The following is an 18,516-nucleotide window of genomic DNA, read 5'->3' as shown; positions in this document are numbered from 1 at the left end:
TTTAATTTTAAATATTTTGTTTTACATAATTTTAGTATAGTTAAATTTTTTTAAGTGAATAAATATGAATTTCTTTAAATTATCCTCAGCTCAGAAAATGCTTTTATTTTCAGAGATAAATAATCCTCATAATGATTCATTTTATCTTAAATTTAGAAAAGATTATGATTTGGAGGATTTGGAGTATGTTAAAAAAGCAATTAAAATAATATCTGCCCAATATTTGAATTTACAAATTAAAAATGATGATACAGGTAATTTCAAGCAGTATTATATAGATATTGATGTAAATATTGATTCATTTGATGTTTCAAATGAAAATCTAAATGATTTTATAAAAGATTATCTTGATAAACCTTTTGATGATGTATTTGACTCTCCGTTATATAAATGGGCAGTTTTAAAAACAGAATCTTCCGCTGTTTTGATAGGTGTTGTCCAGCATATTTTGCTTGATGGGACTTCTTTATTTTCAATTATTCCTCATGAAATGGATAAGTGCATCGAATCTATTAAAAACAATAGTGAATATGTCCCAATTGATTATTCCTATGAAACTTATGTTGATGAAGAATTAAAATATTTAAAATCTGATGAAGCAAAAAGTGATAAAAAATACTGGTTAAATACTTTAAAGGATTATTCCGGAGACTGGTATTCATTTGATAATTCGGAACTTGGGTATTTTGAAGTTCTTTTAGATCAGACTTCAGATTTTAATTATTCACCATTTGTAACATCTCTTGCATTAACCTTCTTGTATTTGGCAAAATTAAAACGTGGCAATAACTTATTCAAAGATCTGGTTTTAAACACTTCAGTCCATGGCAGATACTTTGGACAAGATGATGCACTGGGAATGTTTGTAAACACTATTCCATTAAGATTAACCTATGATGAATATTTAACATTTGATGATTTGCTTGCATACTCTAAAAGCGTTTTAAAAGAGGGTTTGGCTCATGCGAAACTGCAGTTCAGCGAGTACACAACTGATTTGAGAAATGCAGGAATTGATCCTGATTGTATTTCTACTATTTCCATCGTGTCAAATTCTACAAATCATGATTCTAAATTCCTGACATATCAAAAGGACATTAAATTCCCGCTTCACTTCAGAATAAATAAAAATTTCTCCGATAAAAATGGTTTGCATTCTATTTTCATTGAATATGATAAAGCATGTTTCCATAAAAGTGAAATCGAATCAATCGGTCAAGGTTTAAAAGATCTATTAAAAGAGGTTAGCATAGATTCATCAAAAAAATGTCGGGATTACAATGTGGATGAAGTGGAATTTTTCAGGGCAGAAAATTATTATAATAATCTGATAAATTCATTTGATAATCCAACATCAATTTCACCGGATGTTAGTGGTGATAAGGTTAAATTTACACAGATTTCTAAAGCAATTGATGAGGATAAGTTACAAAATTTGTCTAACCAGTATAAACTGCCTAAGGAAAAGCTATTGCTCGCAGTTTTCCTATATGATTTAACCAAATTTTCATTTTCAAAAGATATTTTAATTGCTTATAATCGTGTTGCTGCAGGATATCATTTTGACACTGATTTAAGCGTTGAAGAATACTTAAATGATTTTAAAAATTCATTTAAAGAATTCAATAAATATCCCCTTTTAAACAATCAGAAATTAAACTTTGAAAGTGAAATATTATTTTTCATTGATGAATTTGACACTAAAGACTACAAACTTGTCTTTAATTATGAAAGTGGAAAAATCAATATCAGTTATGACGAATCATTCTATTCAAAAGAATTAATGGACGTATTTTTGGAGTCCATTGATGTATTATTGAATAAATTTACCATAAATGAGACATTACTTAATTCTATTTCAATAAGACGTGAAATTGAACTTGATGAGGGCTTTGAAATTGATCTGGCTAATGAAGGCGTAATAAATAATATATTTGAAAAGATATCTTTGGAAAATCCGGATAAAACAATACTTTATACAGAGGATGGCGAGTTAACATATGATGAATTAAACAGAAAAGCAAATAAAATAGCCAACAGTTTAATTAAAAATGGGGTTGAAGTTGAAGATAAAGTAATGTTTATGATGAGGAGAAACAGTGATTTGATAGCGGCTGTTTTAGGTATTGTCAAAGCGGGCGCCGCATTTATTCCGATTGATCCAAACTATCCGAAAAACAGGATTGACCAGATATTGGAAGACAGCGATTCAAAATTTGTCATTACTTCTGAGGATATCGAATACGATGGTGAAAACAGATTTGATGTTGGAAAATTACTTGAAGAAAGCGATGATTCAAATCCGAATGTAGAATTAACTCCTGACAATTTATGTTTCTTAATTTATACTTCAGGGTCAACCGGAAAACCTAAGGGGGTAATGATTACTCATAGGGGAATATCAAACTATATTGCCAATGTGGATGAAAATGTTCCGATTTATGAGCTCAACCGTAAATGTGATAAGTTCATATCAATTTCAACAGTGTCATTCATTGTATTTTTAAGGGAGATATTCGGTACAATTTTAAACGGTTTGCCGGTGGTATTTGCAAATGATGAGGAGGCTATTGACCCATTACAATTAGTGGAACTGTTTAAAAAGACTGATGCGGATGGTTTTGGCTCAACACCGACAAGACTGCTTGAATACTTGCAGCTTGAAGAAATTCAGAATGTTGTTGGCGGATGTAAAGTAATTATTGTAGGTGGTGAAGGATTCCCTCCAGTTCTCTATGATAGATTGTCAAAATACACTAAAGCAGATATCTACAATTCATATGGTCCGACAGAAGTTACAATAGCATCACATTACAAATTAATTGACTCTTCTGAAGTAACTGCTGGTTGGAAAATGCTTAATGTAGTTGATAAAATTATGGATATTGATGGAAATCAGCTGCCTGCTTATGTTTCCGGTGAAATATATGTTGGTGGTGCCGGAATTGCAAGAGGATATCTGAATAATCCTGAACAGACCGAAAAGGTGTTCATGGAGTTAAACAACATTCCATATTATAACACTGGTGATTTGGGTAAAAAGGATTCAAAAGGCGAACTGTATGTTGCAGGACGTAACGATACTCAGATTAAACTCAGAGGATTGAGAATTGAGTTATCTGAAATCGAAAGTGTAATAGCAAACTATGAAGGCATTGCATTGTCAAAGGTTGTTGTTAAAAAACTTAACAGTATTGAACACCTTTGCGCATACTTTACTGCAACTTCACAAATTAATTTGGATGATTTAAAACAGCATTTAATCGATTCACTTCCGAAGTATATGGTGCCGTCTTATTTAATACAATTGGACGCTTTTCCAAAAACTCCAAATGGAAAAACTGACTTCAAAAACTTGCCGGATCCTGAAATAAATCTAGATGATTTTATTAAACCGAGAAATGATATTGAAAAAGAACTGTTTGACATTGTCTCAGATATTTTGGGAATGGATGAATTTGGTGTTAATACTGATTTATTCAGCATTGGTTTAACTTCTTTGACAGTTATCCAGCTGACCTCTGCAATATATTCCAAATTAAATGCCCAATTGAATGTTACTGAAATTCTTAAATACAAAACTATTGAAAAAATAGCTTCTGAAATTAAAATTGAAGATGATGAATCGCAGGATATTAAAGAACTTTATCCTTTAACTCCAAATCAACTTGGAATTTACTTTGACTGCATTAAAAATCTGGATAACACTGCATATAACCTTCCGAAGAAAATGGAATTTAGTGAAGGAATTGATGTTGGCAAACTTAAATCATCAATCATTAAAGCTATTGAAAATCATCCGTATCTCAAAACAAGAATAATAATGGATAATGGTGAAGTATATCAGCAAAGAAGGGATGATTTAAAAATTGATGATATGATTGAAGTTGTTGATGAAGCTGATGTTGATGAGTTTGTAAAACCATTCAAACTGGATGAGGGTCCATTATTCAGATTTAAGATAGTTGGAAACTCAATGCTTTTAGCTGATTTCCACCACATTATTGTTGATGGAACCTCTTTAAACATTTTATTTGATGAAATCTCAAAAATCTATGATGGAAAAGATTATGAGATTGAAGAGCTTGACGGATTTGAATATTGCTTAAATGAGATTAAAACACGCCAATCCGGTTTATATGAGGAGGCAAAATTATTCTTCAATAACAGAGTCAAAGAGTTTGATGATGTAACATTAATTCCACAGGACATTAACGGCGATGAATCACAAGGTAAAGTCGCAATGAATGATATTTTCCTTGAAAAAACCAGTATTGATGAGTTCTGTTCAAAAGCAAATATCTCTCAGAACAATTTGTTCCTGGCAGCAACATCATTTGTTATAAATAAATTCGTATATAATCGTGATACATTAATCGCAACTATCACTAATGGTAGATTCAATCCAAATCAACAGAAAACATTGGCCATGATGGTTAAAACATTACCATTAGCATTGAAATTAAATTCTGATTCAACTCTTAAGGAATACTTTGAATATATAAATGGGGAATGGCTGAATGTATTGACATATTCCGCATATCCTTTAACTGAAATTTCAAATGAATTCGATATTGCTCCTGAAATATTATATGCTTATCATGGAAAAATCATTGAAGACATTGAAATCGGTGGAATGAAAGTTGAAAGACAGTCTATTGATTATGAAGGACTGAAATTCAAAGTCAACATTAATGTTGTGGAAGTTGATGGTCAATACAGAATTTTCTGCGAATATAATGATCAGTTATACTCTGAAACTTTAATCAGCACTTTCCTTGAATCAATTAGAATAGTTTTAAACAAATTCCAGACATTTGATGAAAGCACATTGATGAAAGATATTTCAATCATTGAAAACGATGACTGGGGTGTCGATGATTTGGCATATGATGATGTTCCTGAAGACAGATTAAATAAAATATTTGAAAATCAGGTTGAAATGCATCCTGACAGAGTAATATTATATGCCACTGACGGGGAATTTACATATGATGAACTAAATAAAAAAGCTAACAGAATTGCTCACAGCCTCATTAAAAGGGGTGTCGGTCCTGAAGATAGAATAATGTTTATATTAAATAGGGACAGTAATGTGGTTGCATCAATATTTGGTATTCTAAAATCCGGTGCAGCATTCATTCCGGTGGATTCAGAATATCCATCTGAGAGAATTGAGCATGTTTTAACAGACAGCGAATCCAAATTTATCATTGTGGATGATGTGATTGAGAAGAAAGGTATAGATTTAAGTGGATATGAAGATAATTTGCTTGATGTTAATGAACTGCTCAAAGAAAAAGACACTGCTAACCCTGATCCGGATGTGCATGCAAACAATATGGCATATCTCATTTACACTTCAGGTTCAACAGGACTTCCTAAAGGAGTAATCCTTGAACATGGAAACATTGCAAACTTTGTGTATCCTGACCCAAGGAATGTTTGTACTTATGAACTGGTTCATAATCTTGAAAAAGAAGATTATAAAGTATTGTCCACAACAACAGTTGCATTTGATGTATTCCAGCAGGAAATTATGGGATCACTTTTGAATGGTGTTCCAATGGTATTTGCTAATGATACTGAATATAAAGATCCAATTGAAATGATGGATTTAATCCACAGAACCGGTGCAAATGTTTACATTGCAACCCCATCAAGACTGCTTCAGTATCTTGAAATTGAAGCGATGCAGGAGACTATGTATGGATTTAAGGTATATATTCATGCTGGAGAACCTTTCTCTAAAAGATTATATGAGCTTCTCTCACAAAATTCCAATGGAAAATTCTTTAATATGTACGGGCCAACAGAAACAACTGTCTACTGTAACGGTGTTCAGCTTGAAAGCTCAGATATTCACATTGGAAAAGAATTATTCAACGTTCATGAAATGGTCATGGACTTTGACTCCAATCCATTGCCTCCAAATGTAATAGGGGAGTTATATATTGCAGGAAAAGGGGTTTCAAGAGAATACTTGAATCGTCCTGAGAAAAATGCTGAGGCATATGAAGTTATTAACGGAATAAGATTTTACCGTTCAGGAGATTTTGTTAAGGTCACTGAAGAAGGAGATTATTATGTATTCGGAAGAATGGATAATCAAATCAAACTCAGAGGTTTAAGAATAGAAATTGGGGAAATTGAAGTTGGACTTTCAAAATTCCCAGGAATCAAATCCGTTGCAGTTGTTGTTAGAAAAATCAAAGGCAATGACCATTTATGCGCCTACTTCACAGTTCATGATGAATACAGGGAGGAAAACCGTGGAGAAAACGAATACTCAATTAATATTGATGATTTAAAAGCTTCCCTTGCGGAAAAATTGGTATATTATATGGTTCCAACAGTTTATATGGAACTTGATGAAATGCCTCAAACAGCAAATGGTAAAACAGACCTCAGAAACTTACCTGAACCTGTTTTAATAACAGAATATGTGGCTCCTGAAAATGACATTGAAGCATTCTTTACAAACCTGTTTGGTGAAATCTTAGGACTTGATGAAGTAAGTGCTACAGATAATTTCTTTGAAATTGGTGGAACCTCACTTTTAGTGACCAAAATTACAATGGAGGCACTAAACAGAAACTATAATCTGAACTATGGGGATGTATTTTCAAATCCAACTCCAAGAGCATTGGCCGAATTGGTATTATCCGACCAGTCTGAAGAGAAAAAAGCTGAACTGTCATATGATTATTCCGATATTGATTCATTACTTAAGAAAAACACTCTTGAAAACTTACTTGATGGCGAAATTCAGGATAGTTTGGGAAATATTTTACTCACCGGAGCTACAGGATTTTTAGGAATTCATGTTCTTCGTGAAATATTGGAAAATGAAACTGGTGATGTATACTGTTTCATAAGATCAAACAAAGTATTAAGCGGAGAGGAAAGATTAAAATCACTTCTCTTCTATTATTTCTCCAATGAATACGAAGAGCTTTTCAATGAGAGATTGCACATTATTGAAGGGGATATTACAAACTTTGAAGACTTTGAAAAACTTATTAATGTAAACATTGATACCATTGTCAATTGTGCAGCTAATGTGAAACACTTTTCATCTGGAACGGACATTGAGGACATTAACCTTGGTGGTGTTGTAAACGGGCTTAAGTTTGCTAAAATGAAAAATGCAAAATATGTTCAGGTTTCAACCTACAGTATTGCAGGTGAAAGTATTAACAATTATCCTCCTGTCGATGTTCCGTTCACAGAGCAGGACTTATTCATTGGTCAGGCTGTGGACAATCAGTATCTTAACTCCAAATTCCTCGCAGAAAGGGCAGTTCTTGAAGCTGCGGTAGAGAATGATTTGGATGTTAAAATCATGAGGGTTGGAAACCTGATGGCAAGAAGCTCTGACAGTGAATTCCAAATTAACTTTGAATCAAACGGATTCATTAACCGTTTAAAAGCATTTGTTACAATTGGAAAAATGTCTTACTCAATGATTATGGGCAATGTTGAATTTTCACCAATTGATATGACTGCAAAAGCAATTATTAGTCTGTCAAAAACTCCAAAGGATTGTACTGTATTCCATCCATATGATTATCACAGTATCAGTTTTGGAGATATAATTGAAATCATCAAACCTCTGGGATTGAATATTGAATATGTGGAGGAAGATGAATATCAAAAAGCATTGGATGATGCATTGGCCGATAAATCAAAACAAGAAGGAGTTTCAGGTTTAATTACTTCAATCGGTTCTGGTAAAGTTAAAAAAATCTGGCTTCCTGTATCAAATGATTATACCGTACAGGCATTGTATCGTTTGGGAATTAAATGGCCGTATGTGTCTGAAGAGTATGTCTATAACTTTGTGAAATATTTGGATGATCTGGACTTCTTTAGTATTTAAGGGGATTAATGATGTATGAAAGAAATTATAAACTATTGAGGAGTAAATTCAGTGAATTTTTCCTCCCGACATTATTTACTTCAATGGCAGGAAATATCTGTTTATTTGTGGATGGTTTGATAGTGAGCTTTTTAATTGGTGCATCTAATCTTGCACCAATTCAGATTGTAGCTCCTGTGATTACTTTTGTCAATCTAATCTATTGGATGATTGGATTGGGTGGTAGTGTACTTTGTTCTGTTGCAAAGGCAGAATTTGATGATGAAAAGAGTAATTCATATTTTTCAACATCCATTATTTCACTTTTAGTAATTGGAATACTGATTTCGATATTCGGTTTGATATTTTCAGGCAGTATTGCACAGTTTTTATGTTCCTCCCAGCCCGAACTGATTCCTGAGGTAACTTCATATTTCAATTCATTAATTATTGGTATGCCGTTTTTATGTTATATGATGAGTTTATCATACTTTATAAGGGCAGATGGTATGCCGTCACTACCGTTCAGGGCAATATTGATTGCAAATATTGTTAATATATGTTTTGATGTAATTTATATTTCATATTTCCATTTAGGACTTTCAGGAGCAGCATTGGCTACTTCAACAGGTTATCTTGTTGGATCAGTTTTAATTTCATATTACTTTTTTAAAAAGGACCGTACATTGGAATTTATTAAATTAAAATTAGGCAAATTCTTCGCTTTCCTTAAAAAAATTGCAACTTCCGGATTTTCATCTTCTTCAACACAGTTATACTTAACTTTAAAATTGCTTGTAATAAACTTTTTAGTTGGAATATATGTTGGAAAATCAGGTATTGTGGCATTCGGTATCTGCTATAATAGCCTGTTCATATTATATATATTTTTAATAGGAACTGCTCAGACAATGTCTCCAATAGTGTCTGTTTACTTTAAAGAAGAAGACTATTCTGGAGTTAATTACATTATTCACAGGTCTTTAAAAATCGTTGTAATTGCAAGTTTGGCTTTATCTTTGTTATTTATTGTGTATCCTCGGGCGTTATTGTTCCTGTACAGTGTTAAAAATCCTGCAGATGTTCCTGTTGTATTGAATGCTCTGCGAATATTTGCAATAAGTTATGTGGGAACAGCTATTACATTTTTATATACTTTTTATGCTCAGGCAATTCAGAAAAATAAATTATCCACTATTATTTCCCTGCTTGAAGGTTTGGTCTTGCCTATTGGGCTTGCATGCATATTGTCCATTCCATTTGCAGGAAACGGTATTTGGATTTCATTTGCAATCGCTGAAGCATTAACAATACTGTTCATCTTTGCTTATTCAAAATATATCCATAAAAAAACAGAGGGTGAATATTCAGGATTCTTTATCAACAAGCACAATGATGATGAAAAAGTATTTGAACATACAATTAATGGTAATGTAAAAGATGCTGTGGAATTGGCACAAAATGTTCAGAATTATTTATCAGACAATAAATCTGCAGCAATAGTCAGTTTAGCTATTGAAGAGATGCTTGTAAACATCATCAACAACAATGAAACAGTTAATACAATTGACGTAATTGTTAGAAATAATGCTGACAATATTTTAATATCAATTAAGGATACTGGTGTCGATTTCAATCCAGTAGTGGAAAAAGATAATCTTGAATTTGACAATATCAGTGTTTTAAATAAAATTGCAGACAATGTTGACTATTCAAGAGTATTAGGGTTAAATAGTACTGTAATAACTATTAAAAATTAACAACTTCATTATATATCGTATAATGAAGTCATTAATCCATCATCTTATTAGCTAATGCAATATGCTAATGGTGATGAGATTAATTCCACTTTTGATATGTGGGGTCAGTGTTTATGTTTGAATTAAATGTAATTTTTTTAAAGTCTTGTTTTGACCTAATTATGTATGACTTGAAATTTAAAATATTAATCATGTAATTATTTGGAGAGGAATATATGAAAACTCATGTGATAGTTGTATAACTTTTCTCTCTACATTACTTTTTTTTAGAACTCCTGATAATTAAGCATTTTCATCTATACTGGAGAAAATGTATCTGCTGGAACTCCAAATTATGTACCATAACCTGAACCAAATAAAGATATTAATGCAACTATTACTATTCTATTCCAATTTTTAGTTTAAGTTTGAATTTTTCTTTATTTTAATTTTTTCGATATTAAATTGTTCATTTAATTTTTTTAGAATTATTTTTTAATAAAAATTTAATATTTAATCATATTTTTTTAAAAATGTGACTGTCAAAAAGTTAGCTCTTTGACAGATTTATTTTAAATTTTTTTATTTTTCTTTATTTTTGCATAAAATTAGTCAAATTCTTTAAAAAGGTTTAAATATAAGTTATTGTTCGATTTTCAGCATGTTCTGGATTTTCTAATTTTTCTATTTTTTATTCCTTTCTAAATCACTTGAATTTTTAAAAATTAAGATATAATAATCTTTATATAGGTTGGAAGACAAATATTTATATATGAAACCCAAAAATAAATGCCTTCCATGTCTTATTTTGGATGGCAAACAATATATATTTAACTATTTGAATTCAGATCCTGTTCGAAAAAATGATGAAAAATCATCAAAAAGCACTTTTGGAGAAAATACTGTTCAATTTGTTTTGTATCTTGATGGAATTCTCGATGAAGATTGCTTTATTAATGAAAAAGGAGTCATTGAATACCATGATCCTCATTGTAAGAACTGTTTTTCTAATGATGTGATTAAAAAATCATTTAACAAACGTAAAATATATTTAGAAAATGGAATTAGTGTTATTATTAAAGTTAAACGATATTTGTGTAAGAAATGCAGAAAATACAGTCAGGTAAGGCTAAATGGAATTTATGAAGATTACTGCAATTTTTCCATTAAAATGAAAAACAAAGCGGTTAAATTAAGAACTAGGGGTTGGGATTCATTAAGGAATCTTACTTAGGCATATAATGTCTTTAATGATATTAAAATGTCTTATGAAACGATAAGAAAATCTTTATTAATTCATGATGGACTTTACTTTTTAAATGAAGAGTTGAAAATATCAGGTTACGTTGCATATGACGTACAATGGATTAGAATCAATAGAAAATGGAATTATCGGCATGTTCTTTTTGATATTGTTAATAAAATGCCAATAGCGGAGCTATTGGCTAAAAAAGAAGATTCAAAAACTACAAAAAAATTTTTAAAAAACAGTATTCGACCAAAAGACTGCATTGCCATTGTTACAGATTTAAAACCAAGTTATGATAAAATAATGAGATAATTAGGTTTTGTTCACCAACATTGCACATTTCATTTATTATTAAATATTTATGACACCATTAGTCCAGAATTAACAAAAATGCGCAAAGGATTCGAAAGAGATTTAAAAAATATGGAATTAAATCTCTGTGATACTGAAATCAAAGAAAAATCAAATCAATTCATAGACAACTATAAATCAGAAATAAATGAATATTTAAGTTTAATTTATCAATTATTCAAACAACAAACATATGATAAAGCAATAAAATATGTAGATTTATTAAAAAGAGAATCCATTAATTTTCTAAAGCTTTTAAAAGATTATATGGGTGAAAAATTTTTCCCCGAATATAAAAAATTCATACACTTCCTTGAAAAAAGACATAAAGGAAAATTAGACAATACCAACAACCAAATAGAAAATTACATAGGTAATACAATGCCACGAGCGCACCAAAAGAAGTTTAGAACAATGGAAGGAGTATTCAACCAGATAATGCTTCAAAAAAATGGATGGATTGAAAAAAGAAATCAAGAGCTAACATCTTGACAGTCCCTTATAATATAATAAGATTAATTTATTTATTTTAAAAAAACATAGTATATATTGAATAAATTTTGGATGGAAAGGTTATGATTGATAAAAATGTGAACTATATCAAATACTTTTTAGAGATTATTAAGGAATTTGATGAAAGTACAATTCTCAATCCTGATTTAAATGGGATTGAAACTCCGAATTTAAATACTGAAGAATTAAAAATTAATAAAGTTTCATTAAACGAATTTTGTCAAAAAAATTCAATAAATGAAAGTGTTCTTTTTTTAGCAGGAACCTGTTTGGCATTAAATAAGTTCAATTTTTCCAATAAGAATTTGATATTTCATGAAAATGATATAATTTTCACTACAAATTTTGAAAACAGGAAAATATCCATTGAAGATTATTTGGTGCAAATTCAAAAGGATTATGAAGAAAATTTAAAGTATGCAGATTTTTCAATTGATGATGTCATCAAGGAATATGATTTGAAATCAGGCATATATTATGCATTCAATAAGGACTTGGATCTTGATTCATTAGGATATAAATATGACCTTTACATAACAATCAAGGAAACCTCCGAAGAGTTTGTATTATCCTCTTCATATAATGACCAATTATATTCTGTTGAATACATTAATTTATTCCTCAATAATATCAATCAAATTATCAATCAATTTTTATCAATCGATATTTCCAATTCATCTTTATCTGACATTTATCTTGTAAAAGAAGATGAAGATTTCGAATTCAATGAAATTAAAACACCATTCATCCATAAACGTTTTGAAAAGCAGGTGGAAAAGAAACCTGACCACCTTGCACTTGTCGCAGACGGCGAAAGATTAACATACGATGAGCTTAACCGGAAAGCCAATAAGATTGCAAATGCACTTATCAAAAAAGGCATTCAGCCTAAAAGCAATATTGTCATAATGTTTCACAGAAACAGCAATTTGATTGCTACAATTTTAGGTGTTTTAAAAGCGGGTTGTGCTTATATTCCTATTGATTTGGCATTTCCAAAAGAAAGGATACTCTTCATGGCTCATAACAGTCAGGCAGATTATATTCTTGCTGAAACTATTGACCTTATGCCAAATTCTATTGGTATTGACGAATTGCTTCAGGAGGAAAATGATGAAAATCCAAATGTTGAGATTTCTCCAGACGACTTGGCATATCTCCTTTACACTTCAGGTTCCACAGGGTTGCCAAAAGGAGTAATGGGAACTCACAGAAACGTTACAAGCGGATTCACTGAAAATGAAGAAAATATAGTTTATCAGGCATATTCCAAAATGGAGAAAAACCTTGGAGTCATTACAGTTTCATTTGTTGCTTTTATAGCTGATTTTTTAAGTTTAACATATGGAAATACTTTGGTGTTTGCAAATGATGATGAAGCTAAAAACATCGAATCATTGGTTAGGTTAATGGAAAAAGAAAAACCTGATGCATTCACATTCACAACACCTTCACGTTTAAAGCAATATTTGGATTATGAACCGTTTGCAAAATCATTATCTTCAATTAACCAAATCTGTATGGGTGGAGAAAAAGTTCCAGACGAACTGGCACATGTTCTTCTGTCCAATGATGGAATGATTCCTTATGTCATTTACGGTTGTACTGAAGTGACAGGAATCGGAACAATCGAGAAAATAACTGATATGGATAAGGAATTGACAATAGGAGACGCACCATATAATGTAGTTGCTCAAATAAGGGATATTGATGGACGGATCCTTCCTCCAGGAGTTTTAGGTGAAATCTATATAGGAGGTTGCGGTGTTTCAAAAGGATATTATAATATGGATGAAAAAAGCCAGGATTCTTTTATCACAATAAACAATATACCGTTCTATAAAACAGGAGACTTTGGTATAGAAAATTCCGAAGGAAAACTGATTTCAAAAGGAAGAATGGACAATCAGATTAAACTCAGGGGATTGAGAATAGAAATTGGTGAAATCGAATCAAACATTACTAAATTCCCAAACATAAAACAGACTGCAGTTGTAGTTAAAAAAATTAACAATAATGATCATTTATGTGCATATTTCACTGCAAGTGAAGAAATTGATGTAAAGGTGTTGAAAAAATACTTGCAGGAAAGATTAACCACTTATATGGTTCCAACAGTATTCATGCAGTTGGATGAAATGCCAAAAACACCTAATGGAAAAATATTCCTTAAAAAACTTCCAAAACCAGTGCTTAATCTGGAGTTAGTTCCTCCGGAAATAGAAACCGAGAAAAAATTATTTGATATTGCTGCGTCTGTTGCTGAAAGCACTGAGTTTGGTGTAACTGATGATTTGTATGCGGTAGGATTTACATCATTGACATTGATGAAATTGAGTGCAGTTGTCTTTGAAGAGACTGGTGTCAATTTAAATATTTCTAAACTGATTGATGAACCTACAATCAGAAAAATTGCAAATGAGATAGATAATGCTCAAAAAGATTCCGAGAAACTTGACAGGATTATTGAAGATGCTAAAAATTCAACATACATTCCATTGACTGCAAATCAGTTGGGTGTTTATTATGAATGTGCACAAAATCCTGATGAGCCACAATATAACTTACCTTGTCTTATCCGATTCGACAACTCAATTGATGCTCAAAAGTTAAAGGAAGCTATTATTAAAACATTTGATACATATCCATATCTTAAAACAAGAATTGTCATGCACGGTGACCAGTTGATGCATAAGCGGGATGATTCAATTCCAATAGAAGATATTCCTATTGTTGAAGTGCCCCATATCAGTGATGAGGAAATATATAATCTTAACTTCAAGAAATTCGAGTTGTTGGGAGGACAACTGTTCAGAGCTAAAATTTACAAGACTGATGATGGGGTCATACTATTCTTTGACGTGCACCACATCATAACCGACGGCGCATCTGTAAACATACTGTTCAAGAGTTTTTCAGATGCGTATGAAGGAAAAGAAATTGAAAAAGAAACAATTGACGGTTATATAAACGCATTGATTGAAAAGGAAAATGAAAACAGTGATGAGTACATTGCATGTGAAAGATATTTCCATGAATTAATGACACAGGAGCATTGAAATCAATTTCTAAAAACATCAATCCACAAATAATCAGGAAATTCTGTGCTGATGAAAGGATAAGTCCTAACGTTTTATTCATGGCAAGTACAATATTGAATTTGAATAAGTACACATTTTCAGACAAGACTCTGATAACAACCATATTTAACGGTAGGTCAAATTCCAATTATTTCAATACTCAGGCATTTTTAGTTAAAACACTTCCTATATTGTCTATCAATGAAAACAGAAACATTACAATAAGACAATTATTAAATCAAACTGATAAGTTATGGAAGGAAACTCTTAAACATTCCGATTATCCGTATACTAAAATTTCAGAAGAATTCCAATTAAAACCTGAATTCATGTATACTTACAATAACTTTGATGAAAGCATCATTACAATGAATGGTAATGATTATGAATTGACTCGTCTGGATACTGTTGAAACTAATTATAAAATCACTTTCGATATTAACGAATCTGGAGACAATATTGAATTGTTCTTGTTATATAATGACCAGTTATACAGTGAACAATATGTCAAAACCTTTTTAAACAGTGTTTTAAACACTGTAAATCAATTCATTGAAATTGATATTGATCAAATTCCAATAAGTGAAATTGAACTGAATAAACACTATGAAATTCCAAATTTCACACCTGTTGAAACTCCATTCATTCACAAACGCTTTGAAAAACAAGTTGAAGCAAATCCAGAAAACATTGCACTTGTTGCAGAAGATGCAACATTAACAGCTAATGAACTTAACCAAAAAGCTAATAAGATTGCAAATGCATTAATTAAAATTGGAGTCAAGCCAAAAAGCAATGTTTTAGTAATGCTTCATAGAAGCAGCGACTTGATAGCATCAATATTGGGTATCCTAAAAGCAGGTTGCGCATATATTCCTATTGATTTGGAATATCCTCAGGACAGAATCGATTATATTTATGAAAACAGTCGGGCAGACTATATTATTTCCGATGGGGATGACGGCAATTCATTGAATGTAAAAGAATTGCTTGAAGAAGAAAATGCTGAAAATCCTGATGTGAATAGTACTCCTGATGATTTGGCTTACATGATTTACACTTCAGGTTCTACTGGAAATCCTAAAGGTGTGATGATTTCACATGAAAACATTGCAAACCAGGTATCTAATCCAAAATCACAATATAATAGTTTATTATGTCTTGCAACAATTTCCTTTGACGTATCTGTCGATGATATATTGACTTCCCTTTCAAACGGATTGAAATTAATACTTGCAAGTGACACACAGATTAAAAACATTCCGGAGTTAATTAAGTTAATTGATGAGGAAAAACCTGAAGTTTCAGAAATTACTCCATCAAGACTTGCTTCATACCTTGAAGTGCCTGAGTTCTGTGATGTAATCGATTGCTTAAAATGTGTATTCCTTGGAGGAGAACAGTTCTCAACCAAAGTATATGAAAACTTCAAGAAATACTCTGATGCGGTTGTATACAACAGTTACGGACCTACAGAAACCACAATCACATCAAACAACAAGGAAGTTACTGATGTCAATGACATAACCGTTGGTCATCCATTAAATAATTACGTTACTGATGTTCGTGATATTGACGGAAAACTCCTGCCTCAAGGTGTAATGGGAGAGCTATACATTGGAGGAACCGGTGTGGGTAAAGGATACTATAACATGCCGGATAAAACCGAAGAAGTGTTCATGACCATCAATGACATCCCATACTACAGAAGTGGGGACTATGCAATAGAAAAACCTAACGGAGAAATTGATATTCAGGGAAGAATTGACAACCAAATCAAACTCAGAGGATTGAGAATCGAAATTGGAGAAATCGAATCAAATATTAATAAGTATCCGTCAGTGAAACAGGTTGTTGTTGTAATTAAGAAAATCAACAATAATGATCACTTATGCGCTTACTATACTGCTGAAGAAGAGATTGACAGTTCTGAGTTGAAAGAATTCTTAAAAGATAAATTAACCAAGTATATGGTTCCTACTGCATACATGCAGATTGATGAAATGCCTCAAACACCAAACGGTAAAACAGACATAAAAGCTTTACCTGAACCAAAACTTGACCTTGAAAACGTCAAACCTGAAAATGAACTTGAAGAAAAACTCTTCAAAATAGCTTCAGGTCTGGTCAATACTGATCAATTTGGTGTTACTGATGATTTGTATGCAATAGGATTTACTTCATTGATATTGATGAAATTCAACTCATTGATTTATGCTGAAATGGGAATCAATTTGGATATTTCTATCTTATTCAATGATCCAACTATTAGAAAACTTGCAGCAGAAATTGATGCTAACGCTGATCAGGAAACAGATTTAGAAGAATTTATCGATTTGGCTTCTAAATTAGATTATTTCCCATTAACTGAAAACCAGTTAGGTGTATACTATGAATGTGTACAGAATCCTGATGTAATCAAATATACCATGCCAACTCTTTTAAGATTCGGCAGTGATGTTGATGCTGATAAATTGAAAGAATCCATTATTAAAACAGTTGAAGCTCATCCATACATCAAAACCAGAATTATCACTACTGAAGACGGTTCTCTAAAACAGGAAAGAAATGACGACACTCCAATTGATGAAATCGAAATTGTTGAAGTTGATTCAATCGGTGATGAAGAAATTATTAAAAATGATGTTAAAGCATTCAATTTCGGTTATGAACAGTTATTCAGATTTAAAATATATAAAACATCTGATGAAACAATATTGTTTGTTGATTTCCACCACATAATTACTGATGGTGTATCTCAAATCAATATTTTCGCAGATATTGCTAATGCTTATGAAAATAGGGATTTATCACAGGAAATTGTGGACGGTTATGTCTACAGTCTTATTGAAGCTGATGCCAAAAACAGTGATAAATATGAAGAATCTAAAGAGTTCTTTGATGAGAAACTGTCACATGAAATTGAGTCAACAATCTTAACACCAAACCTCAATGGAAATCCTGATGAAGGACAGTTAAAATCATTTATACAGGAATTTAGCGCTGATAACATTAAAGAATTCTGCAATAATTATTCATTAAGTCAAAATGCAGTATTCTTATCTGCACTTACATTAACATTGAATAAATACACTTTCAGTGATAAAACATTGATTACAACAATTTTCAATGGAAGATCCAATCCGTTCTACTATGACACTCAGGGATTCTTGGTAAAAACACTTCCATTGATATTCAACAACGAAAACAGACAGGAAACTATTAAAGAATTCATTAATGGTATTGATGATGTCTGGAAAGATACAATAAGTCATAGTGAATACCCATATACTAGTCTTGCAGAAAACTATCAGTTAAAACCTGAATTCTTCTTTTCTTATCAGGAATTCCTGCAGTCTGAAGAAGTAACAATAAATGGTAAAAATTATCAGGAAACTGCTTTGCTTTCAGAAGATCTTTCTGCAACAGCATATAAGGTTAACTTTGATATTTTTGTTTATGAGGATAAAATTTTATACAAATTGGATTACAATGACCAATTGTATAGTGAAGAATATATTCAAAAATTCCTGGATTCACTTAATCTTGTTCTAAACCAGTTCATTGAAAATGACATTAACAAATTGATGATTAATGAAATAGAATTGGAAAGCGAATATGAATTACCTACTTTCACACCTGTTGAAACTCCAATAATACATAAACGCTTTGAAAGTCAAGTTGAAGCAAATCCTGACAATATTGCACTTGTAGCGGAAGATG

7 protein-coding genes are annotated in these 18,516 nt (G+C 31.5%); all 7 read left to right on the top strand.

What is annotated here, in order from left to right; all coding sequences use genetic code 11:
* Positions 1–64: 64 nt before the first annotated feature.
* Positions 65–7,882 (top strand): non-ribosomal peptide synthetase, encoded by a 7,818-nt coding sequence (locus tag Q0W26_RS05560; protein WP_298523282.1) that lies wholly within the window; start codon positions 65–67, stop codon positions 7,880–7,882.
* A gap of 11 nt (positions 7,883–7,893) precedes the next feature.
* Complete coding sequence (locus Q0W26_RS05555) at positions 7,894–9,621, top strand: MATE family efflux transporter (RefSeq protein WP_298523281.1); 1,728 nt, start codon at positions 7,894–7,896, stop codon at positions 9,619–9,621.
* 751 nt (positions 9,622–10,372) lie between these two features.
* Positions 10,373–10,834 carry a hypothetical protein gene (locus Q0W26_RS05550; protein ID WP_298523279.1) on the top strand — a complete coding sequence of 154 codons (462 nt, stop codon included), beginning with the start codon at positions 10,373–10,375 and terminating at the stop codon, positions 10,832–10,834.
* 27 nt (positions 10,835–10,861) lie between these two features.
* Positions 10,862–11,161 carry a hypothetical protein gene (locus Q0W26_RS05545; protein ID WP_298523278.1) on the top strand — a complete coding sequence of 100 codons (300 nt, stop codon included), beginning with the start codon at positions 10,862–10,864 and terminating at the stop codon, positions 11,159–11,161.
* Between the two features lie 78 nt (positions 11,162–11,239).
* A complete protein-coding gene (locus Q0W26_RS05540; RefSeq protein ID WP_298523277.1) occupies positions 11,240–11,692 on the top strand; it encodes a hypothetical protein in 453 nt (150 codons plus the stop codon).
* A gap of 83 nt (positions 11,693–11,775) precedes the next feature.
* Positions 11,776–14,772 (top strand): non-ribosomal peptide synthetase, encoded by a 2,997-nt coding sequence (locus tag Q0W26_RS05535; protein WP_298523276.1) that lies wholly within the window; start codon positions 11,776–11,778, stop codon positions 14,770–14,772.
* On the top strand, positions 14,769–18,516 hold a 3,748-nt coding region (locus Q0W26_RS05530), incomplete at its 3' end, for an amino acid adenylation domain-containing protein (protein ID WP_298523275.1). The genes Q0W26_RS05535 and Q0W26_RS05530, both read left to right, overlap by 4 nt.

This window comes from uncultured Methanobrevibacter sp. (genome assembly GCF_947169325.1).
Lineage (GTDB): Archaea > Methanobacteriota > Methanobacteria > Methanobacteriales > Methanobacteriaceae > Methanocatella.
The sequence above is the reverse complement of the archived record's forward strand: the minus strand, read 5'-3'. Positions and strand labels throughout refer to the sequence as shown.

Coding starts and splice junctions, on each gene's coding strand:
- Q0W26_RS05560 (WP_298523282.1), top strand. CDS start 65: ATGAATTTCTTTAAATTATCCTCAGCTCAGAAAATGCTTTTATTTTCA.
- Q0W26_RS05555 (WP_298523281.1), top strand. CDS start 7,894: ATGTATGAAAGAAATTATAAACTATTGAGGAGTAAATTCAGTGAATTT.
- Q0W26_RS05550 (WP_298523279.1), top strand. CDS start 10,373: ATGAAACCCAAAAATAAATGCCTTCCATGTCTTATTTTGGATGGCAAA.
- Q0W26_RS05545 (WP_298523278.1), top strand. CDS start 10,862: ATGTCTTATGAAACGATAAGAAAATCTTTATTAATTCATGATGGACTT.
- Q0W26_RS05540 (WP_298523277.1), top strand. CDS start 11,240: ATGCGCAAAGGATTCGAAAGAGATTTAAAAAATATGGAATTAAATCTC.
- Q0W26_RS05535 (WP_298523276.1), top strand. CDS start 11,776: ATGATTGATAAAAATGTGAACTATATCAAATACTTTTTAGAGATTATT.